Source organism: Marinobacter salinisoli, from assembly GCF_017301335.1.
GTDB lineage: Bacteria > Pseudomonadota > Gammaproteobacteria > Pseudomonadales > Oleiphilaceae > Marinobacter > Marinobacter salinisoli.
The window spans coordinates 2,933,099-2,953,885 of record NZ_CP071247.1 but is presented as its reverse complement, the minus strand read 5'-3'; the positions used below and the strand labels follow the sequence as shown (position 1 = coordinate 2,953,885).

20 protein-coding genes are annotated in these 20,787 nt (G+C 56.3%); 13 read left to right on the top strand and 7 right to left on the bottom strand.

The window, feature by feature from the left end; all coding sequences use genetic code 11:
- The first annotated feature begins 329 nt into the window (after positions 1 to 329).
- The 4 genes from LPB19_RS13450 (at position 330) to LPB19_RS13435 (ending at position 2,777) form a co-directional block, all read left to right on the top strand.
- Positions 330 to 809 carry a hypothetical protein gene (locus LPB19_RS13450; protein ID WP_206643407.1) on the top strand — a complete coding sequence of 160 codons (480 nt, stop codon included), beginning with the start codon at positions 330 to 332 and terminating at the stop codon, positions 807 to 809.
- A gap of 109 nt (positions 810 to 918) precedes the next feature.
- Complete coding sequence (locus LPB19_RS13445; RefSeq protein ID WP_206643406.1) at positions 919 to 1,425, top strand: T6SS immunity protein Tdi1 domain-containing protein; 507 nt, start codon at positions 919 to 921, stop codon at positions 1,423 to 1,425.
- 153 nt (positions 1,426 to 1,578) lie between these two features.
- Positions 1,579 to 1,866, top strand: coding sequence for a DUF3630 family protein (locus tag LPB19_RS13440; protein ID WP_206643405.1), 288 nt, complete (start codon positions 1,579 to 1,581; stop codon positions 1,864 to 1,866).
- A gap of 416 nt (positions 1,867 to 2,282) precedes the next feature.
- Positions 2,283 to 2,777, top strand: coding sequence for a hypothetical protein (locus tag LPB19_RS13435; RefSeq protein ID WP_206643404.1), 495 nt, complete (start codon positions 2,283 to 2,285; stop codon positions 2,775 to 2,777).
- 160 nt (positions 2,778 to 2,937) lie between these two features.
- On the opposite strand, the gene LPB19_RS13430 is transcribed toward LPB19_RS13435, so the two are convergent.
- Positions 2,938 to 3,402 carry a VIT domain-containing protein gene (locus LPB19_RS13430; protein WP_206643403.1) on the bottom strand — a complete coding sequence of 155 codons (465 nt, stop codon included), beginning with the start codon at positions 3,400 to 3,402 and terminating at the stop codon, positions 2,938 to 2,940.
- 311 nt (positions 3,403 to 3,713) lie between these two features.
- On the opposite strand from LPB19_RS13430, the gene LPB19_RS13425 reads away from it, so the two are divergent.
- The 4 genes from LPB19_RS13425 to LPB19_RS13410 all read left to right on the top strand — a co-directional run bounded on the left by LPB19_RS13425 (position 3,714) and on the right by LPB19_RS13410 (position 7,746).
- A complete protein-coding gene (locus tag LPB19_RS13425; RefSeq protein ID WP_206643402.1) occupies positions 3,714 to 4,316 on the top strand; it encodes a TetR/AcrR family transcriptional regulator in 603 nt (200 codons plus the stop codon).
- 13 nt (positions 4,317 to 4,329) lie between these two features.
- Entirely contained in the window at positions 4,330 to 6,216 is a 1,887-nt protein-coding gene (locus tag LPB19_RS13420) for an MFS transporter (protein ID WP_206643401.1), read from the top strand.
- Between the two features lie 68 nt (positions 6,217 to 6,284).
- Complete coding sequence (locus LPB19_RS13415) at positions 6,285 to 7,229, top strand: zinc-dependent alcohol dehydrogenase (RefSeq protein ID WP_206643400.1); 945 nt, start codon at positions 6,285 to 6,287, stop codon at positions 7,227 to 7,229.
- A gap of 175 nt (positions 7,230 to 7,404) precedes the next feature.
- The gene (locus LPB19_RS13410; protein WP_206643399.1) at positions 7,405 to 7,746 is read left to right on the top strand and encodes a TfoX/Sxy family protein; all 342 of its coding nucleotides are present in this window, start codon (positions 7,405 to 7,407) and stop codon (positions 7,744 to 7,746) included.
- A gap of 45 nt (positions 7,747 to 7,791) precedes the next feature.
- On the opposite strand, the gene LPB19_RS13405 is transcribed toward LPB19_RS13410, so the two are convergent.
- From LPB19_RS13405 to LPB19_RS13395, 3 genes are all read right to left on the bottom strand, one after another.
- Positions 7,792 to 8,370, bottom strand: a complete 579-nt coding sequence (locus LPB19_RS13405; protein WP_206643398.1) for a DUF2845 domain-containing protein — start codon at positions 8,368 to 8,370, stop codon at positions 7,792 to 7,794.
- A gap of 145 nt (positions 8,371 to 8,515) precedes the next feature.
- The gene (locus LPB19_RS13400; RefSeq protein ID WP_206643397.1) at positions 8,516 to 9,301 is read right to left on the bottom strand and encodes an OmpA family protein; all 786 of its coding nucleotides are present in this window, start codon (positions 9,299 to 9,301) and stop codon (positions 8,516 to 8,518) included.
- Positions 9,302 to 9,325: 24 nt separating this feature from the next.
- Entirely contained in the window at positions 9,326 to 9,703 is a 378-nt protein-coding gene (locus tag LPB19_RS13395; protein ID WP_206643396.1) for a DUF4398 domain-containing protein, read from the bottom strand.
- A gap of 211 nt (positions 9,704 to 9,914) precedes the next feature.
- Here LPB19_RS13395 and yghU point away from each other — a divergent pair, with 211 nt between their 5' ends.
- Positions 9,915 to 10,799 carry a glutathione-dependent disulfide-bond oxidoreductase gene (gene yghU / locus LPB19_RS13390; protein WP_206643395.1) on the top strand — a complete coding sequence of 295 codons (885 nt, stop codon included), beginning with the start codon at positions 9,915 to 9,917 and terminating at the stop codon, positions 10,797 to 10,799.
- 33 nt (positions 10,800 to 10,832) lie between these two features.
- Here yghU and ftsH read toward each other — a convergent pair whose 3' ends face one another.
- From ftsH to ggt, 3 genes are read right to left on the bottom strand one after another with little or no spacing between them, the layout of a single operon-like run.
- A complete protein-coding gene (gene ftsH / locus LPB19_RS13385) occupies positions 10,833 to 12,764 on the bottom strand; it encodes an ATP-dependent zinc metalloprotease FtsH (protein ID WP_206643394.1) in 1,932 nt (643 codons plus the stop codon).
- On the bottom strand, positions 12,761 to 13,009 hold the full coding sequence (locus LPB19_RS13380; RefSeq protein WP_206643393.1) for a YkoF family thiamine/hydroxymethylpyrimidine-binding protein: 249 nt from the start codon (positions 13,007 to 13,009) through the stop codon (positions 12,761 to 12,763). Before LPB19_RS13380 ends, ftsH begins: the two co-directional genes overlap by 4 nt.
- Positions 13,010 to 13,050: 41 nt before the next feature.
- Complete coding sequence (gene ggt / locus LPB19_RS13375; RefSeq protein ID WP_206643392.1) at positions 13,051 to 14,814, bottom strand: gamma-glutamyltransferase; 1,764 nt, start codon at positions 14,812 to 14,814, stop codon at positions 13,051 to 13,053.
- 140 nt (positions 14,815 to 14,954) lie between these two features.
- On the opposite strand from ggt, the gene purU reads away from it, so the two are divergent.
- From purU to pheA, 4 genes are all read left to right on the top strand, one after another.
- Positions 14,955 to 15,809 carry a formyltetrahydrofolate deformylase gene (purU, locus tag LPB19_RS13370; RefSeq protein ID WP_206643391.1) on the top strand — a complete coding sequence of 285 codons (855 nt, stop codon included), beginning with the start codon at positions 14,955 to 14,957 and terminating at the stop codon, positions 15,807 to 15,809.
- A 128-nt stretch (positions 15,810 to 15,937) separates the two neighbouring features.
- Positions 15,938 to 18,553, top strand: a complete 2,616-nt coding sequence (gene gyrA, locus LPB19_RS13365; RefSeq protein ID WP_206643390.1) for a DNA gyrase subunit A — start codon at positions 15,938 to 15,940, stop codon at positions 18,551 to 18,553.
- A gap of 45 nt (positions 18,554 to 18,598) precedes the next feature.
- Positions 18,599 to 19,681 carry a 3-phosphoserine/phosphohydroxythreonine transaminase gene (gene serC, locus LPB19_RS13360; protein WP_206643389.1) on the top strand — a complete coding sequence of 361 codons (1,083 nt, stop codon included), beginning with the start codon at positions 18,599 to 18,601 and terminating at the stop codon, positions 19,679 to 19,681.
- A gap of 2 nt (positions 19,682 to 19,683) precedes the next feature.
- Positions 19,684 to 20,781: a prephenate dehydratase gene (gene pheA / locus LPB19_RS13355; protein ID WP_206643388.1), complete on the top strand. Its 1,098-nt coding sequence runs from the start codon at positions 19,684 to 19,686 to the stop codon at positions 20,779 to 20,781.
- Positions 20,782 to 20,787: the final 6 nt, after the last annotated feature.

The following is a 20,787-nucleotide window of genomic DNA, read 5'->3' as shown; positions in this document are numbered from 1 at the left end:
GGAACCAAATGGTTTGCCTTGGGCACAGCGTCCGTGATGGTCGCACTTAGCGTCTGTATTTCGCTCAGCCTGTTTTGGACAGTTTTTGCAGCGGCTTTGATTTTGGTGTTGGCAGCTTATTTAGGGCATCGATTTAAAGCCCAGCACGGCAGAGCATTTAAGAGTGGAGCCTTTGGCGGATTTTGGTTGATGGTGCCGATATATGCGTACTTCGCGACAGCCACATAACAAGTCGCTTAAGTTTGTTGCGGCCCTATTGGGCCTCCACCGGACGGCCTTGTCAGGCCGCCGCTTAGCTTAGCGTTAATGGGACGCAAGGACCGTAAATCGTGAGATTTGAATACATTCTCGTCGCATATCTTTGCTTGGTTGTACCAGAAACGTTCTCGTGTGAACGTGCCTCAACAGAATATGGAATTCCCTCCAACGTTAAATCATGCCAAACCGACTTTGGGAAAATGTATGATCGCCTCGTTGAATATCAGGGCAATCTTACCCAGAAAAGCACAGGGTTGATGGTCAGGTTGAGTTCATACCTCGAAGAAAATGCCGATAGAGAGATTGATTGCACTGTTTCAGTGACGGGCTGGCTCCCGGGAGAGCTCTGGAAGGAACAGCCGACCAGCTTCATTATGCTTGGAGGAGATTTTCGGAGGTACCTTCGAGTTGCTGATGAAGATGTGCCCGACAGCTTTAAAAAGATGTTGTACGAGACTGCATCTACGAATTTAGCCAAATTAAAAGGGTTCATTGGAGAGCTCGTTAGCAAAGAGCTTAAGCCTAAAGAGTACAAAACTGGATCGTGCTAATGGGGCTAATCCATTAACAAGTGGTTGTAGTTTGTTTCGGCCTGCGGCCTCCACCGGACGCCCCTGTCGGGGCGCCGCTAAACAAAAGCGTTAGCCCTATGAGTAGAACATGACACTTAATGATTTAACTGTGAATTTTTCCCACCTTGAAAGAGAAAAAATCCTTTCTGACTGGCGGTGGCTAATCGGAGATGAAAAGCTTCCAATATTGATTACGGCGTTTGGCGAAGCTTTCCTACAAGATATAAACGACAACAGTGTACATTTTCTAAATGTCGCGGATGGAGTTGTTTCTAATATTGCAGACTCTCCAGAGGCATTGAAGGAAAAGCTATCTGACAAAGAATTTGTGTCGGAGTTTTTAGCTGTCCAAGCTGTCGGAGATTTAAGGCAAGCGGGCAAGTTGCTTGAACATGGTCAGGTTTATAGCTTTAAGCTGGCGCCTGCTCTAGGTGGAGATATCACAGCTGACAATCTGGAACCGTCCGATATAGAAGTTCATTTTTCGGTTCTGGGGCAGATTCAGGAACAGGTCAAAAATTTACCAAATGGAACTGAAGTTGAAAGGGTGGAGTTTCAGCCCTCCAAAAAGCCTTGGTGGAAGCCCTGGGGCTAACAAAGTGCTGCAGCTGCCGTCTTACTTTGTGCACTTTTTGCACGGTCGCTGCGCTCCTATTTTCGTGCAAAAAGCACACAAAGTAAGCCGCCGCTGAGCACGGCGTTATAAGCAAACAAGATGATCAGATTCGCTAGTCCAAGAAAGCAAAAAATGGCTTCTGGTGATTTCAGTCTGGAATTGACTGAGGCTGGTTCTTGGGAGTCATTTCCTTCTTTCGCCAAAAAGTTCGTTGCGCAAATTGGAGCTAAGATCATTAAAAAAATAGACGGCCCTGACATTCGAATTTGGGAAATTGAATACGAGGGTGTGGTTCTTAACTTCGTATATGACGACTTCCCAAATGGGGTTTCGATTGAGCCAAGGGGCAAAGAGGGACAGCCGGCAATCGAGAAATTGTTCAGGCATGTCTCAGAACAGAGTGATCCAGATGGCTTATAACAAGCGGCTCAACAGGACGCGCAACCTCCGCAGCTTTTGTGTGCATTCGCTGCGCTCATTTGGACTTTCCCCACTTTAGTGGACGGTCATAAATCCGACACTAGACACTAAAGGGGGCCTGCCATGGGCCAGACCCATAATAGAAACTACGGACGTGCCTCAAGCCGATATAGCCGGCAACGGTCACCATATCCGCACCTGGGCTGGCCTCCCTTCGATGTAAAACATTGCAAAATCATTGCGTTTCGTGCGCTGCTTCCTCCGCCATCGGGCTTGAGTCGTGCAAGCTAAAAATAACTTACATGCGTGCGCTGGATGCCGCTGGGACATCGGGGTGACGGACGACTAAATCGTCATTTTTCGATGACCGGTATTGATCCTCCGCCGCAAATCCCGGCGTTGTGCAATGGGGGAGTATGATGGGGCCCAGAGACACAAAGGAAGCTACTGCAGCGGCACGTCAGTTTTATGCTTGGATCGAATATCAGGATCATTCAGAAGTTCCTGATTTTATGAACGATCCGCGTCTTGAGGTCGGCCTGGCTCGTATGCTTCCGGGCGTGATATTGCATGCTTTGTTGTCGCTGTTCGGGGTGTTGTTTCAGAAGGCAAGGCTCTGGTCACTCCTGGGGCTTGTGGCTCGTATGCGTATACGCACCGATTGGCTTTCTCCTGAACCCCGTCAGTGTGGGTACAATGCGGCATATACCAGGCTGGGTTTGGCAGAGCTCAAACGTGGCAACACGGCCGCTGCAATTATTTGCCTTGAGGAGTCTGCTAAGGTCTGGCCCTGTGCACACAGTGCATCGTTTGGCCTGAGAACCGAGTTGGCCCGTGAACTGGAAAAAGTGGCACAGGCTAACGCCGCGGTTAAGGCGTATTGGCAGGTTGCACAGGAATTCAAAGCCTAACAATCGACATCACCCCACGGATCCTGCGCTGTTCTGTGAGCGCTCTTCCAGTCACGGCTGAGGTGCTTCAACGCGGCAGCGACTCACATAGCTACACCAGAAAAGCGGGCCTCGGATCAGGCCCGTTTTTGCTTCTTAACATTAGGTGGGGGCACTCGCTTTAATTGAAGCGAGGTGTTCGCCCAAAGAACCCACGACGTCCAATCAATACCAGCAAAGCCAGTAACAGCCACCAGGGGTCTATCGCGCCCCCGCCGCCAAAGGTTTCTTGCTCATCCAGCAGCCGCTGTATGTGGGCGAAGGCGCGCATTCTTTCCAGTTCGGGGCAACGTCGCTCAACGTCTGGAAGGGTGACCGGAACCCGGTATTCAATGGCCTGACCGCTTCGCTTGGCGCTGACGGCCACTTTTCGGTCCTGCTGTTGTTCCTGGTGGTAGATATCATTCGCTTTTTGCTTTTTAACAACCTCTCCGTGAATCGGCAGCCCTGCGACCCAATAGGTGAACTGTCCCACCGAGGCCCGGGCAGGCAGGGGGAAACGGTACTGGGCATCGGTTATCCGAGCGCCGGGATTTCTGAACGTCTGGTCAATACGGGTAACGGCGCAAGAGTCCTGAATTTGCACGCCGACCTCGTGAATGGCCATTTGCAGCGAAGACGAGCTGCCCCCGGGGACCGGTAATCCGGCAGCCTGGGATAGGGCGGGAAGCAGACAGAGCAACGCGATTGTGCAGAAGCGTTTGGTCCCTGTGCGCTGAATAAAACTGCATCAAGTCATAGCAATCTCCTTATCAAAGCCAATATTTTTGAACGGTGTTCAAAATGAGCGGACTTTTTGCTGGACGCTGTTTAGATTCAGGGTATTATCCTGAACAGTGTTCATAATAATGATTTGATGCGGCCTTTTGATGTCAAGCATTTTTAACGGTGTTCAAAATGGCAAGAAGAAAAGACCACACTCCGGAAGAACTCACAGAACTGGTGTTGGGCCGTGTTCTTGAGTTCTTGCAGAACGAGCCGGCAGACCAGTTGAGCCTGCGCAAACTGGCGAAAATGGTGGGCTACTCACCCGGAACGCTCATTAATCTGTTTGGCAGTTACTCCAGATTGATTCTGGCAGCGAATGCCCGAACCCTCGATATCATCGCCAGGCAACTGGTGGATGTGATGAACCATACCGAGTCAGCGGAAGAGAAACTTCATCGCTTTGCCCAGGCCTACCTGTCTTTTGCCATGCAATGCCCGCATCAGTGGCGTGCCTTGTTTGAGCATCACATGGAGGAGGGGGAGGAGCTTCCCCAGTGGCAGTGGTCTCGGATTGAGCGCCTGTTTGAGATGATTGAGCAGTGCCTCTATGAGTTGAATGAGGGCTCCCTGGAAGCCGACCGGCACGAGGCGTCCCGGGTTATCTGGGCGGCGGTTCATGGCATTTGTGCCTTGTCCATTGACGACAAGCTGTTTGCCCAGACCTCGGTTGGCGGAGACAGCATGATCAATTCACTGCTCACGCATTATTTATCTTCATGGAAAAGGGACTGAAAGGACGACGTTTATGTCACAACAACAAAGCCAGTTTGCTCTTCTGAAAAGTCGCCGGTTTTTGCCGTATTTCGCGACCCAGGCCCTTGGGGCGTTTAACGATAATCTGTTCAAGAATGTCCTGCTGCTGCTCATCGCCTTCGGCGGACTGGCTGCTCAGGAAGAGTCGGCCCTGTATACCAACCTCGCAGCCGGTTTGTTCATTTTGCCCTTCTTTCTGTTTTCGCCCATAGCCGGGCAAATTGCCGACCGACACGAGAAGTCCCAGCTGATTCGGCTGATCAAGGCGTTGGAAGTCGTCATCATGGGGCTGGCGGCCACAGCCCTGTTTCTGGACAGCGCCGTGATGCTGCTGGCACTTCTGTTCTTGATGGGCCTCCAGTCGGCGTTATTTGGCCCTGTTAAGTTTGCTCTTTTGCCCCAGCATTTGAGGGCGGAGGAGCTGGTGGGCGGCAACGCCCTGGTGGAGATGGGTACTTTTCTGGCGATTCTGGGCGGAACGATCGCCGCCGGGCTTTTATTTGGCCTGGAGCAGTCGAAATCCTGGATTGCCGCCGGCCTCGTGTTGCTTGCGCTGCTGGGGTATGTTTCCAGTCGTTTTATTCCGCAGGCCAAAGCCAACGATCCGGGCCTTGTGATCAACTGGAATCCGGTCTCGGAGATCAAGCATACGATCCGGAAGGCGAAGCAAACCCGGTCGGTTTACCTGTCGATTCTTGCCATCAGCTGGTTCTGGTTTCTGGGTGCCAGTTACCTGACCCAGTTCCCCAATTTTGCCCGCGATTATCTGGGGGGCAATACCCAGATTGTGACGCTGCTGCTGACATTATTTTCCCTCGGGGTCGCGTTGGGCTCGCTGCTCTGTGAAAAGCTGTCCGGCCACAAAATCGAGTTGGGTATTGTTCCGATTGGTTCCATCGGAATGAGTGTGTTCGGTATTGATCTGTTTTTTGCCTGCCAGCAGTTGAGGGTTACCGAGGGCATGAGTGCCATGGCTTTCATCGGCGCGCAAGAGAACTGGCGGCTGATGTTTGATATCGCCATGATCAGCGCCTTTGGGGGCATCTACGTTGTGCCACTTCAGGCCCTGATTCAGCACCGCAGTGACGACAGGAACCGTGCCCAAATCATCGCCGCCAACAACATGCTGAATGCGCTTCTGATGGTGGCCAGCGCGGTGGTCAGCATTCTGTTACTGAGCGTGCTGAAGATCTCGTTGCCGCTGTACTTCCTGATTCTTGGCGTGGTGAATATCGTTGTGGCCGCCCATGTATACAATCAGGTGCCTGAGTTTGTCCTTCGCTTCTGCACATGGATGCTGAGCCACACCATGTACCGGGTTTCTCATCGCGACCTTGAGAAAATTCCCGACGAGGGCGCGGCCGTGCTGGTATGCAACCACGTCAGTTATGTGGATGCCCTGATTCTGGCCGGCTGCCATCACCGGCCGATTCGGTTTGTGATGGATAAAAGCATTGCCGAGATGACCGGCTTGAAGTCCTTTTTCAAACTGGCAAAAACGATTGCGATCTGCTCGCCGAAGCAGGATCCTGAAACCTACGAGACGGCGTTTCGGCGCATCAAAGAGGAACTGGAGGGAGGGCATCTGGTGTGTATTTTCCCGGAAGGCAAACTCACCAAATCCGGAGAGATCGACGAGTTCAAGGCTGGTATTGAACGAATCATTCAGGAGACGCCGGTGCCCGTGATACCGATGGCTCTGGAAGGGCTATGGGGCAGCTTGTTCAGTCACAAAGATGGCCACGCGCTGACCAAGCGGCCCAAGCGATTCTGGTCAAAAGTTCAGGTGATCGCGGGCGATTCGTTGCCACCCGAGGAAGTAACGGCTCCGGGATTACAGCGCAAAGTCGAATCACTCAAGGATAGCCTGGCGGTGTGAGCGGCAGTGTTGCCGTAAAACCCCGCCGATCAGGGTGCGGGATTCAGGATTCAGGGAGGAATAGTCGGATGAAAGCACTCACGCTTAGCGGACCGGGCATGTTGTCGATGGATCACATTGAAGTGCCCGCGGCCCGCGCTGACCGGGCGCGGATCACGGTTCATATCGCCGGGTTCGGCGGCAGCGAAATGCTAGCGCTCGGGAATCCGGGGGTACGTCCGTTGCCTAATATCATGGGCCATAGCATTTCCGGAAAAACCGCTCAGGGGGAGCGGGCTACGGTGTTTCCTCTGCTCTCGTGCGGGCAGTGCCAATATTGCCGTGAGGCGCTCAGCCAGCTCTGCGATCAATGGCGGCTGATCGGGGTTCAGGAGCCGGGCGGTTTCGCACAACAGGTGGTTGTGCCTCAAGCATCGCTGGTGCCGCTGCCCGATGCGCTGAGCTGGGAACAGGCGTCATTCATAGAGCCTTTTGCCAACTCGATCAACGCCTGGCAGCGGGCCCAGCCCAAACCGACAGATTCTGTGCTTGTGATCGGCGCCGGCGCCCTTGGCTTGGGGCTGGTGGCGGCCGCCGTGGAGCAGGAATGCGCGGCGATTTCCGTATGTGAAATCTCCGAACATCGCCAGGAAGCGGCCAGGGTTTTGGGTGCCAACGCGACGGCGGCGCAGATTGCCGGTGAGTTCGATGTGGTGTTCGATACGGTGGGCACGCCCGAAACCCGACAGATGGGGATGCACTGCACCCGCAAAAACGGGAAATGCGTATTTATGGGCTTTGCCTCGGCAAGTAATGACGTTCCGTTCAATCAGTTCATCCGTGAACAGAAATCCCTTATCGGTTCCTTTGTATTTTCAAGGGCTCAGTTCGAACAGGCCGTGACCCTTGCCGGGCAGTGTCGTTCGGATTGGGTGCAGAACCTGAGCTTTGATCAGGTGGAGGCGCAGCTTCGTGCCTTTGCCCGAGGTGAATTTCACACGGTGCGCGCCGCTCTGCGCCCGAATGGCTGGTAGCGAGCTTGCGACCCGAAACGTTCATCATCGGGTTGCTTTGAGCTGCGGGCTTGAAAACCGAAGCCTTGGACCGGTTCAGGAGAACAAACCGTCGCGGCAAGCTAGACTTTTCTGACGGCCGCTCCCCGAGAGGAGGGGCTTGGATTTGGCTTGAAAGCAACGGAGGTGTTATCCCATGTCGTATGACGAAGGCCTCGCCGAACGCGTCCGGGAGAAGCTGGGCAGTAAAACAGAGGTGTCAGAGAAAAAGATGTTCGGCGGGCTCTGTTTTATGGTTTCCGGCCACATGTGCTGCGGTATCCTTGGGGACACTCTGATGGCTCGGGTCGGCCCGGAGCAGTACAAAGAGTGCCTTGGAAACCCCCACGCCAGTGAGATGGATTTTACCGGCCGGCCCATGAAAGGGCTCGTTTATGTCAGTGCAGAGGGCGTTTCTGAAGACGGCGATTTATCCCAATGGATTGACCGGTGTCTTGACTTTGTGGCGTCCCTGCCCGAGAAAAATGCGGAAAGTTAGCCCGGTATCGGGAACGGGCAGGTGTGCCCATGCTCAGCACCCGAGTTACTTGTTCGGCCGGGACTCGACGCCGACAATGCGACCGTTTTCGATCGTAACAACTTGCCGGAATTGATTGCTGGAAAAATCGTACAGCCACTCCTGCACGAACACCGGCTGCAGAACCTGCCAGGTTTCGGTTCGCTTTCGGGTGATGGGCGAGCGCCATTCAACACGTTTGGAAACGGGTTCACCGCAGCGGGCAATCAGTTCGTATTCGTTGGTGATATGGCGCAGGGTGCTGGGGCTGCAGTGAGGTCTGGACGGTGGATGAAAGCCATATCCCAGGCTCTCAATGTTTGTCAGCTTGCCGTTGCGGAAGGTGAGCTTTCGGATAAAGCGCTGTGGGCCGTCGTTATAAAACCAGTGTTCTTCGGTTTGCACGATCCCGAGGCCGGGGACGCTGGCGGTGGGATAAATAGCGATGTAGTCGGGTTTTCCGCACTGTTTTTCAACTTCGTAAGGCCAGGCGTCCCGATCAATCAAAGCGGTGCCGCAGCGCAGGGCGCCTGTTGCCATTGCCGGATAAAGCATCAGCAGAATCAGCAGCATTAGGGTGACGGCAGAGAGCTTGTCGTGGTTCATCGGCAGGCCAGATGTGGCAGACCAAGGAGGGACAGAATGTTTTCAGCGCTTGCCATGATTCCCCGTTGGTCCGGTGGGAAAGGCAGTACGGGTAACCTCGGCGCGATAGCGCTGGACTGAGGCTACCCGCTATCGGGAGAGGTCCTCAGCGGCCCTTGATGTTTCCGGACTCGTCCGAAATCACGATCTCGACCCGCCGGTTTTCTTGCCGGCCTGCGCTGGTGTCATTGCTCGCTACCGGGTAGGCCTCGCCGTAGCCTTCTACCTCGACCCGGCTGCTCGAAATGCCTTCGCTCAACAGCGCGTCGTACACGGACATTGCCCGCTGTTCGGATAAGCGCTGGTTGAACCCTTCGTCGCCGGTACTGTCGGTGTAACCCTCAACCCGAACCCTGCGTTCTTCATACTGTTTCATGAATTGCGCAAGTTGATCGATGGTTCTCTGGGCTGATGGCTTGAGATCCGCCTTGCCCACATCAAACAGCACATCACCGAGTGTCAGCACCATACCGCGTTCGGTGCGCTCGGCTTGCATCGCGGCCATCTGGGCGCGCAGGTCAGCCGCTTCCTGGGTTTTCATGTCCAGCATGATCTGATTGCGGCGCTCCTCCGCCGAGGCTACATCGTCCTCAAGAGCTGCACGCAGCCCCTGTTGCTGGGCGATTTCAGCATGCCGGAGGGCGAGGTAGGATGCGTGTTCGATTTCCGCTACGTCGGCGTCTTCTTCAAGAAGCGCTTCCGCCTTGTCCAGTTCGGTTCTGGCGCTGCGCAGCTGGCTGGCACCACTGCGGGCTACGTCCGGATCCTGTTCAATGGCGAGGTAAGCGGATCTGGCTTCGTCCAGCTTCTCGTTGTAGGGAGGCGAGCTGGCGCAGCCTGCGAACAAGGTGGTCAGCCCGAGTGCGATCACAATGGAAAGTAGTCGATTCATTCTCTTGATCTCCTTGCTTCGCCGTTACTGGGATTCCATATCGAGCTCGTTTTGCAGGGCTTCAATGTTCTTGTTGATTTCGTTCATGGCTGCCTGGGATTTTTCTGCTTGCGAGCGCGCGGCGGCCAGTTGCGCATCCACTGCAGCCTGCTCCAGAAGTAACCGGGCCTGCTCGTATTCCTCCTGGTCAATCAGTTTGCGTGCGTCAGCGAGTTTGTTCTGCGCCTGGTTGAGCAGTACGGGGTCATACTTTCTTGCATCCGAGGCTTCAGCCTGTTGAACGGAAGACTCAGCGAGTCTCAGTTCGCTGGTTGGTTTCGGCCCTGGTCCTGCGCAGGCCGCGAGGGTGACGGTAAAACCCACAACAAAAAGGATCCGTCCTAAACGGTTGTGCTGCTTCATAGTGAACTCCCTTGTCTACGGTAGACCCGTCATCCGACGGAACAAGCAAGTTTGTTACGTTTTGTTAAAACGCACGGACTAACTATAGCAGCGGATTTCAAAGTCGATATCGAAGTGCCTGTTCGATGGTCCTGCAAGTGCGCAGCAGCGTAAGATAGACAACACTCACCGCAGAAAGTGATTCAAACGATACGCGTAGAGGGAGGCAACAATGAGTGATCAGTCGGGTTATGTCCCACCCAAAGTCTGGACCTGGAATAAAGAAAGTGGCGGAAAGTTTGCGAGCATCAACAGACCGATTGCCGGGCCAACGCACGACAAGGCATTACCCACTGGCGAGCATCCGCTGCAGCTGTACTCGCTGGCCACGCCTAATGGCGTGAAAGTAACGATCATGCTGGAGGAGCTGCTCGAACTGGGCATCAAAGAAGCAGAGTACGATGCCTATCCGGTGCGTATTTGGGAGGGGGATCAGTTCGGCAGCGGGTTTGTGGACGTGAACCCCAACTCCAAGATTCCAGCCATGGTAGACCGAAGCGAAGAACCAGCGGTTCGGATATTTGAATCGGGTTCCATCCTGGTTTATCTGGCCGAAAAATTCGGGGCTTTTCTGGCGACAGACCGGGCGCGCCGGACCGAGACAATGAACTGGCTATTCTGGCAAATGGGGGCGGCGCCGTTACTCGGCGGTGGGTTCGGCCATTTCTACAGTTACGCCCCAGAGCATCTCGAGTACCCCATTGATCGCTTTGCCATGGAGGTCAAGCGGCAGCTGGACGTGCTGGACCGTGAGCTGGCGGACAAGCCGTTCATCGCGGGTGACGAGTACACCATTGCTGATATGGCCATCTGGCCCTGGTACGGGGCACTGGTTATGGGCAAGTTATACGACGCTGCGGAATTCCTTGATGTGAAGTCCTACACCCATGTGGGGCGATGGGCCGATGAGATTGCGCACCGGCCTGCGGTCCAGCGCGGAAGGATGGTCAACCGGGTTTGGGGTGAGCCTGATGAGCAGCTCCACGAGCGTCACGATGCCAGCGACTTTGATACCAAGACCGAAGAAAAGCTGGCCGCCATCCTCGGGCATTCCTGAGAGCAATAGCGGCGCGGGGGAGGGCGTGCGCTTCTAACCGGAACTTCGGGCTTGATGCGCCTGAACCGACGGAGCCACGTTACCGCCGAGAATGGCCTGGATTTGATCACCGGACAACGTCTCTTGTTTCAGCACAGCGTGCGCCAGCGCATTTAGCTGGGCCCGGTGTTCAGTCAGGCATTCGATGGCATCGCGCTCCAGCGATTGCAGCTGCGACTGAATCTCAGCGTCGATCTGCTCCGCCAGTTTTTCGCTGTATTCCCGTGGCAGCCCCATCTCCCGCCCGAGGAAAACGTGTTCTTCACCAATGCTCAGGCCCATCGGGCCGAGTTTTTCGCTCATGCCCCACTGACCAATCATTTTTCGTAGAAGGTGTGTTGCTTCTTTCAGATCGTTCTGAGCGCCGGTGCTGACCTCGCCGTACACCAGTTTTTCGGCAGCGCGGCCACCGAGCATCACTTTGATGCGATCTTTCAGATAGCTCTCCGTGTAGGTATAGCGGTCCTCTTTGGGCGTTTGCTCGGTGACGCCCATGGCCATTCCATGGGGAATGATGGTGATGCGGGTCAGCGGATCAGCTTTGGGGGTGTAGTACGCCATCAGCGCGTGGCCACATTCGTGGTAGGCCACGGCCTCCCTCTCTTCGGCAGAAAGCTGGGTGTCGCGCTCCTGGCCAAGCACAATGCGGTCTCGGGCGACTTCAAAGCAGTGAGCGTCGACCTGGTTGCGGTTTTCCCGGGCGGCGGTCAGGGCTGCCTCGTTCACGAGGTTCTTGAGCTCTGCGCCGGAGAGGCCGATGGTCCTGGCGGCCACGTCCTCAAGGTTCACATCGTCGGCCAGCGGCAGTTTGCGCACATGGACTCGTAAGATGGCTTCGCGCGCATCTTTATGGGGCCGGTCGAGGGTGATGGTTCGGTCGAAACGGCCGGGGCGGAGCAGGGCAGAATCCAGTACGTCGGGCCGGTTGGTGGCGGCCAGAACCAGTATGTTTTCGTGGGGCTCGAAACCGTCCATCTCGGTAAGAATCTGATTCAGGGTTTGTTCCCGTTCGTCGTGGCCCCCGCCAAGACCAGTGCCCCGGGAGCGGCCAACGGCATCGAGTTCGTCAATGAAGATCAACGCGGGGGCTTCCTTGCGCGCCTGGTTGAACATATCCCGCACCCGTGCGGCACCAACGCCAACGAACATTTCAATGAACTCGGAGGCGCTGATGCTGAAAAACGGCACTTCCGCCTCGCCGGCAATTGCGCGGGCAAGCAGTGTCTTGCCGGTGCCGGGAGGGCCTACCAGTAAGACCCCTTTGGGCATTTCCGCCCCGACGGCGCGATATTTCTCCGGTGCGCGGAGGAAGTCGATGATCTCGGTAATATCCCGCTTGGCCGATTCTATACCGGCGACATCGTCGAGGGTCGTGGTGGAGGTTTCCTTGCGCGCGAGCCGGGCCCGGGATTTGCTGAAATCGAATGCGCCAGTGCCCTGTGAGATTCGTTTCTGGGCCACGCCCCAGAACCAGAACATGAGCGCGAGAAACAAAAGCCACGGAAGAAAGGCCTGCAGCAGCTGTTGCCACCAGGGAAGCCCCGACGGGGTGGCCCGTATGGTCACGCTCTGCTGTTCCAACAGTTCCAGGAGGGCGGGATCCTCCATCGGCGGGCGAATGGTCTGAAAGTCTTTGCCGGACTGGGTCGACGGGTCGCTGAATGCGGACGCCCCGGCGTCTGTAAAGGAGCCGCGTATCCGCTCCTGGCTGAGGGTCACCTCCTCGATATGGCCTTCGGAAATGGCGTTTTTAAAGTCCGAGTAGGCCAGCTCTGCTACCCGGGTCTGGTTGCCGTCCTGAATCCACATGACCAGCAGGAACAGGGCTGCGCTCAGCCACAGAAAGGAATACTGCCGCGGCACAAGGGGATCGGAGGGTTGTTTGCCCTCGGACTGCCCGGGATCGGGTCGGTTCGGCGCTGTCATCGTGGCCTCCGGTCCCCCTCCATGATCTTGGCCACAAATACCGATTTGCCATAGGTCTCAAACGACCACTTCATGGTGTCGGAGAGTACCTGCATGACCTCGTCGTAGTCACCGAAAATCTCGGTGCTCATTCGCCCCGGGTAGACTTCCAGACCGGTTTGCTCAAGGCGGGCGATGAGATCCCAGATCGGTTGTTTGTAATCTTCTTTCAGGGGGTAGCAGCTCAGCTGCACGGACAGATACATACGCGTTTTCCTTCTGCGAATACCGAACGACGGGCACCCTGTCAGTAGCCTCTGGCCGAAGAGGTGCTGCGCCGCGGATCCCCGGCGCCGTACAGAGTGCCGTCCTCATCTACCATGATACTCTGGATTGCCCCCATCGCCGAGCTCTCCGAAACCGAGTGCCCCCGGGATTCCAGCAGCCGGACTGTATCCGGGCTGATGCCCTGTTCGATGCGGATGACATCCGGAAGCCATTGATGATGAATGCGAGGAGCATTCACCGCGGTTTGAATGTTCATGCCGTGGTCGATCACGTTCATGATGACCTGCAAGGTGGTGGTTATGATGCGTGACCCCCCGGGGCTGCCCGTTACGAGAAACGTCTTGCCATCCTTTTGAACAATGGTTGGCGACATGGAACTGAGCATTCGTTTGCCTGCCTCAACCTTGTTGGCTTCGCCGCCGATCAGTCCGTAGGCATTGGGCACACCGGGCTTGGCGCTGAAATCGTCCATTTCGTTGTTTAGCAGGAAGCCGGCTCCTGTGACGGTGATGCCGGAGCCGTAACTGAAATTGATCGTGTAGGTGTTCGACACTGCGTTGCCCCACTGGTCCACGACAGAAAAGTGCGTGGTCTCCGGGCTCTCGAAGTCCTCGGGCGCGCCCGGGCGAATGTCACTGGCGGGGCGTGCCTGGTCTTTACTGATTCCCGAACGCAGTGATTCTGCGTAGTCCTTGCTGGTAAGACCGGTTAGCGGCACCTGCACGAAATCGGTATCGCCCAGGTACTGGGATCGGTCGGCATAGGCGAGCTTCATGGCCTCGGCCATCCAGTGGATGTTGTCAGCGGAATTGTGGCCGCTCTCACGGATTGGAAAGCCCTCGAGAATGTTCAGGATCTGCACGATGTGGGTGCCGCCGGACGAAGGCGGCGACATGGAATAAATGTCGTAGCCCCGGTAAGTCCCGTGTACAGGCTGGCGAACCACGGGCTGGTAGGCTTTGAGGTCGTCTTCCGTGATCAGGCCTCCGTGGTTCTTCATCTCGGCAGCGATCAGACGGGCGGTTTTGCCCTCGTAAAACCCAGCAACGCCCTCGCGGGCGATCCGTTGCAGGGTTTTTGTAAGATCAGGCTGTCGAAAGATGTCGCCCGGCTGGTAGGCATTCCCGTTTCTTTTGTAGAAAGCCTTCATGCTGGCTGGCCAGGGTTCCAGTCGAGGGCGCGCCTGTTCCAGGCCCTCGGTAAACCGGCGGGGCACGACAAACCCATCCCGCGCCAGTTTAATGGCCGGGCCCAGCGCATCCTTAAGGGAAATGGTGCCATGACGCTCCAGTGCCAGCGCCAGGCCGGCGACGGTGCCGGGAACGCCTGCGGCAAGGTGGCTGAACCGGCTAAGTTCGGCATTTACCTGGCCAGACTCGTCCTGGAACATGGTTTCCGTCGCGGCTGCCGGGGCCGTTTCGCGGTAGTCGATGGCTTCTGGCGCGCTGCCGTCACCCTTGGCGATCAGCATGAATCCGCCGCCGCCGATGTTGCCCGAACGTGGCTGGGTGACAGCCAGCGCAAAACCGGCGGTCACAGCCGCATCGACGGCGTTGCCGCCGTCCTGGAGCACTTTCAGGGCCACTTCCGTCGCCACATTGTGGCTGGTGGCGACCATGCCGTGATGGCCTATGGATGGGTGGAATCTCTCTCCCTCCAGAATCGCCTGGGCAAAACCGGCTGGCGCCGTCGTGAGGAGCGCGATAATGATGATTAGCCAGTGGTGAATAAAACGACCTTCAGGGCGGGGTTTAACGGCGCACCCGAGCTGCGGTTCATCCATGATTCTCTTCCTCGTTTCTGGCGTTTAGATACGCTATCATAGCCGGTCATTTTTACAGGTGCGCACCCTGAAGCCGTCTGGTTTGACGGTGCTTCCACGGTGTACCTGCTTGTCCGAAGTTTAGCTAAGGAAAGACGTTCATGGAGCATACGTATCGTCTTGTGATTTCCTGCCCCGATCGGGTGGGAATCGTCGCCAAGGTGAGTAACTTTCTGTCGACCTACAATGGCTGGATTACCGAAGCGAGCCACCACTCGGACACCCACAGCGGGTGGTTCTTCATGCGGCATGAGATCAAGGCCAGCTCCATACCGTTCGGGTTGGACCAGTTTCGCGCGGCGTTCGAGCCGATTGCCCGTGAATTCAATATGGACTGGCACATTGCCGACTCGGCGCAACCGAAGAAAGTCATCCTGATGTGCAGCAAAGAGTCCCACTGTGTGGCGGACCTTCTGCATCGCTGGCACAGCAAGGAGATCAACGCCGAGATCGTTGCCGTTATCTCCAACCACGATGATCTTCGCCGCATGGTGGAGTGGCACGAGATTCCTTACCACCATATTCCCGTGAGCAAGGAAAACAAGGCTGAGGCGTTTGCGCACATTGACGGTCTGTTCCAGCAATACGAGGTCGATGTGGTGGTTCTGGCGCGCTACATGCAGGTCTTGCCCGGTGACTTGTGTGACAAGTACGCAGGCAAGGTGATCAACATCCACCACAGTTTCCTGCCGTCTTTCGCCGGTGCGCGCCCGTATCATCAGGCCTACAGCCGTGGGGTCAAGCTGATTGGTGCTACCTGTCACTACGTGACCCAGGATCTCGATGAAGGCCCGATCATCGAGCAGGATGTCATTCGAGTGTCCCACAGTGACTCGATCGAGGACATGGTTCGTCTTGGCAAGGATGTCGAAAAGAACGTGCTGGCCCGCGGTCTTCGGTCCCATATTGAGGATCGTGTGATCACCTACGAAAACAAGACTGTGGTGTTTCACTGACCGATGCCGACAATCGCCCCGCTGCGGGGCGATTGTGGTAGACTCGGCCGCTTGATCAAAGAATAACTAGGGGGCCGTCCCAACGGTCCTGACAAGACATTTCAGATAACGCAGAGGAACCTTTCTCGATGGGTGAGTTAGCCAAAGAGATCCTGCCGGTAAATATTGAAGACGAGCTTAAACAGTCCTACCTCGATTACGCCATGAGCGTGATCGTTGGGCGGGCCTTGCCCGACGTGCGTGACGGACTGAAGCCGGTACACCGTCGTGTGCTGTTCGCCATGTCCGAGCTGAACAACGACTGGAACAAGCCCTACAAGAAATCCGCCCGTGTGGTGGGTGACGTTATCGGTAAATACCACCCGCATGGTGATTCTGCGGTTTACGACACCATTGTCCGGATGGCGCAACCATTCTCCCTGCGTTATCCGCTGGTCGACGGTCAGGGTAACTTCGGTTCCATCGACGGTGATAACGCGGCGGCCATGCGTTACACCGAGGTCCGCATGGAGAAGATGGCCCACTCCCTGCTGGCCGATCTGGAAAAAGAAACCGTCGATTTCGTCGACAACTACGACGGTACCGAGCGCATTCCAGAGGTTCTTCCAACACGAATTCCCAACCTGCTGGTGAACGGTTCTTCCGGTATTGCCGTTGGTATGGCCACCAACATCCCGCCACACAACCTGACCGAAGTGGTTAATGGGTGCCTGGCGCTGATCGAGAATCCCGATCTCACCATCGATGACCTGATGGAATACATCCCGGGGCCGGACTTCCCGACACAGGGAATTATCAATGGCCGCGCCGGCATCGTTGAAGCCTACCGCACCGGTCGCGGGCGTATTTACATCCGCGCCCGCCACGAGATCGAGCAGGACAAAAAGACCGGTCGTGAGTCCATTATCATTACCGAGCTGCCGTACCAGCTGAACAAGGCTCGCTTGATCGAAAAGATCGCCGAGCTGGTGAAAGATAAGAAGATCGAGGGCATCTCCGAGCTGCGGGACGAGTCCAATAAGGAAGGTATCCGGGTCGTTATCGAGCTGCGTCGCGGTGAAAACCCGGAAGTTGTGGTGAACAACCTGTTCGCACAGACCCAGCTGGAAACGGTTTTCGGTATCAACACGGTTGCGCTGATTAACGGCGAGCCCAAGACCCTCAACCTGAAAGAGTTGCTGGAAGCGTTCCTGCGTCATCGCCGCGAAGTGGTGACCCGCCGGACTATCTTTGAGCTTCGCAAGGCACGGGAACGCGGCCATATACTCGAAGGCCTGACGGTTGCGCTGGCTAACATTGATGAAATCATTGAGCTGATCAAAGCGTCACCTTCTGCGGCGGAAGCAAAAGAAAAGCTGATGGCCAAGGGCTGGGCGCCGGGCGGTGTGCTGGCCATGCTCGAGCGTGCCGGTGAGGATGCCTGCCGTCCGGATGATCTGCCGGAGATCTACGGCCTGCATAACGGCCTGTACCATTTGTCCCCGGAACAGGCCCAGGCCATTCTGGATCTGCGTCTGCACCGCCTGACCGGTCTGGAGACGGAGAAGCTCCAAAATGAGTACAAGGAAATCCTGGAGAAGATCGCCGATCTGCTCGATATTCTGAGCAACCCCGAGCGCCTGCTACAGGTTATCCGTGACGAATTGAACGAGGTGGTGAACGACTATGGCGATGAGCGCCGTACCGAAATCACCAGTTCCCGTCGTGACCTGACCATTGCCGATCTGATCGACGAGGAAGATCTGGTCGTCACCATTTCCCATGGTGGTTACGCCAAGACCCAGGCCGTGGAAGATTATCAGGCCCAGCGCCGTGGTGGCCGAGGCAAGGCCGCGACATCCATGAAGGATGAAGACTTCATCGAGAAGCTTCTGGTGGCCAATTCCCACGACACCATTCTCTGCTTCTCAAACCGGGGCAAGGTGTACTGGCTCCGTGTGTTTGAAATTCCGCGCGCCAGCCGTGCCTCACGGGGGCGGCCGATGGTCAATATCCTGCCGTTGGAAGAGGGCGAGCGTATCACCACCTTCCTGCCGGTTCGTGATTATCCGGAAGACCAGTTTGTACTGATGGCAACCTCCAAAGGGGTGGTGAAGAAGACGCCGCTGCCAAACTTCTCGCGCCCTCGTAGCAACGGTCTTATTGCGCTGTCACTGGATGAAGGCGATACCCTGATTGGCACGGCCATCACCAACGGTGATGCGGAAGTCATGCTGTTCTCCAGTGCCGGTAAAGCGGTTCGGTTTAACGAGGATGCCGTCCGTCCGATGAGCCGAACTGCCCGGGGTGTGCGTGGTATCCGGATGCCGGAAGGTCATGAGGTGGTGTCGTTGATCATCCCAGAGGGTGATGGCGTGATTCTGACCGCCAGTGAAAATGGTTACGGTAAACGCACAGCGATTGATGAGTTTCCGACCTACAGCCGGGGCAGCCAGGGCGTTATCGCCATGCAATGCTCCGAGCGGAACGGCAACCTGGTGCGGGCGCTTCAGCTGTTCGAAGGTGACCAGCTGATGCTGATTTCAGACAAGGGCACTCTGGTACGTACCCGTTCCGACGAAATTTCCGTCCTGAGCCGGAACACCCAGGGTGTGCGCCTGATCAAGCTCAGCCAGGAAGACGAGCGCCTGGTGGGTGTCGAGCGTATTGCCGAATCTGATGACGTAGACCCGGATGCCGAAATCGCCGACCTGGAAGGCGGTGAAGGCGATAGCGGCACTGAAGATACTGCCGGCGAGGAATAAGTCGGCAGTGAACACCATCCGTGAGAAATGAGAGACCGAAGGACTATGAGTAGGGCGTATAACTTTTGTGCCGGGCCGGCAGCCTTGCCGGAACCTGTACTTCAGCAGGCGCGAGAGGAGATGCTGGATTGGTGTGGCACGGGCATGTCCGTGATGGAAATGAGCCATCGCAGCGATGAGTTTGTGCAGATCGCCGAAACCGCAGAGCAGGACTTCCGGGATTTGGCCGGCATAAGCGACGACTACGCGGTCCTTTTTATGCAGGGTGGGGCGTCCAGTCAGTTCGCCACCATCCCGCTGAACCTGCTTCCCGAGGGCGGTTCTGCCGATTACGTCAATACCGGCATCTGGTCCAAGAAAGCCATTGCGGAGGCGCAGCGCTACGGCCAGGTGAACGTGGTGGCCAGTGCTGAAGACTCTGGTTTTACCGATATTCCGGAACCGTCTGCCTGGCGGACCAGCCCGGACGCTGCTTACCTCCACTACACGCCCAACGAAACCATTGGCGGGCTTGAGTTCGATTTTGTCCCGGACAGTGGCACCGTGCCGCTGGTGGCGGACATGTCGTCAACCATTTTGTCCCGGCCGGTGGATTTTTCCCGGTTTGGTCTGGTGTACGCAGGGGCCCAGAAAAACATCGGACCATCCGGGCTCGTTGTTGTTGCCATCAGGAAAGACCTGTTAGGCAAAGCGCGCGGCCTGACGCCGACGATGATGAATTACCAGGTCATCGCTGAAAATGGTTCCATGTACAACACGCCTGCGACCTATTCCTGGTATTTGGCCGGGCTGGTTTTCAAATGGCTGAAAGCGCAGGGTGGCGTTGAAGCGATGGCTGAGGTCAATCGCCGAAAGGCCGACAAACTATACGGCTTCATTGATGCCAACGATTTTTATGCCAACCCGATTGCTCCGCGGTTCCGTTCCTGGATGAATGTGCCGTTCACTCTGGCGGATGATGCCCTCAACGCCGAGTTCCTCAAGGGTGCTGATGCGCGGGGCCTGCTGAACCTGAAGGGACACCGATCCGTGGGTGGTATGCGGGCAAGTATTTACAACGCGATGCCAGAGGCTGGTGTCGACGCGTTGATCGATTACATGAGCGAATTCGCGAAGGAGCGTGGCTGATCATGACGGATGAGCAGACCCGGTTAGGGCAGTTACGGGAAGAAATCGACAGTCTGGATCAGCGGATCATGGATCTGATCAGCGCCCGCGCACGCTGCGCACAGGAAGTGGCGCACGTGAAGATGGACGCCAACCCGGAACAGGATGTGTTTTTCTATCGGCCAGAGCGCGAAGCGCAGGTGCTGCGCCGAATCAAGGAGCAGAACCCCGGGCCGCTATCGTCTGAAGAGATGGCGCGGCTGTTCCGGGAAATCATGTCTGCGTGCCTGGCGCTGGAGAAGCCCATGCACATCGCTTTCCTCGGCCCGGTTGGCACCTTTACCCAGGCTGCGGCGCTCAAACACTTCGGTCATTCGGTGGTCAGTGTGCCGCTACCTGCGATTGACGCAGTGTTCCGCGAAGTGGAATCCGGCGCCGCCCACTACGGTGTGGTGCCGGTCGAAAACTCGACAGAGGGCATGATCAACCACACCCTTGATATGTTCATGTCCTCGCCGTTGAAAATCTGCGGTGAAGTTCAGCTTCGTATTCATCATCACTTGCTGGTGTCGCCGAAGCACCAAGATCACGAAATAACCCGTATCTACTCGCACCAGCAGTCCTTTGCCCAGTGCCGCCAGTGGTTGGATACCCATCGTTATGGAATTGAGCGGGTAACCGTGTCGAGTAACGCTGAAGCCGCACGCCGGGCCGCTGAGGAACCAGGCACTGCGGCTATTGCCGGTGATATGGCAGCCGAACTTTATGGCCTGGATGTGCTGGCAAACAGCATAGAGGACCGGCCAGACAACACCACCCGATTCTTGATTATCGGCCGGGAAGATGTGCAGGAAAGCGGACATGATAAGTCCTCGATACTGGTTTCCATGCGCAACAAGCCTGGCGCCCTGTACCAGTTACTTGAGCCTTTTCATCGACATGGCATTAGCCTGACACGGATCGAAACGCGACCATCGCCAAGTGGCACCTGGGCCTACGTGTTCTATATCGATTTCGAGGGGCACATGGACGATGAGCAGGTTAAGAAAGTGCTCGCGGAAGTGGATGATGAGGCCGTTGAGCTGAAGCGACTCGGTTCCTATCCGATAGGTGTGCTCTGAGCCGGT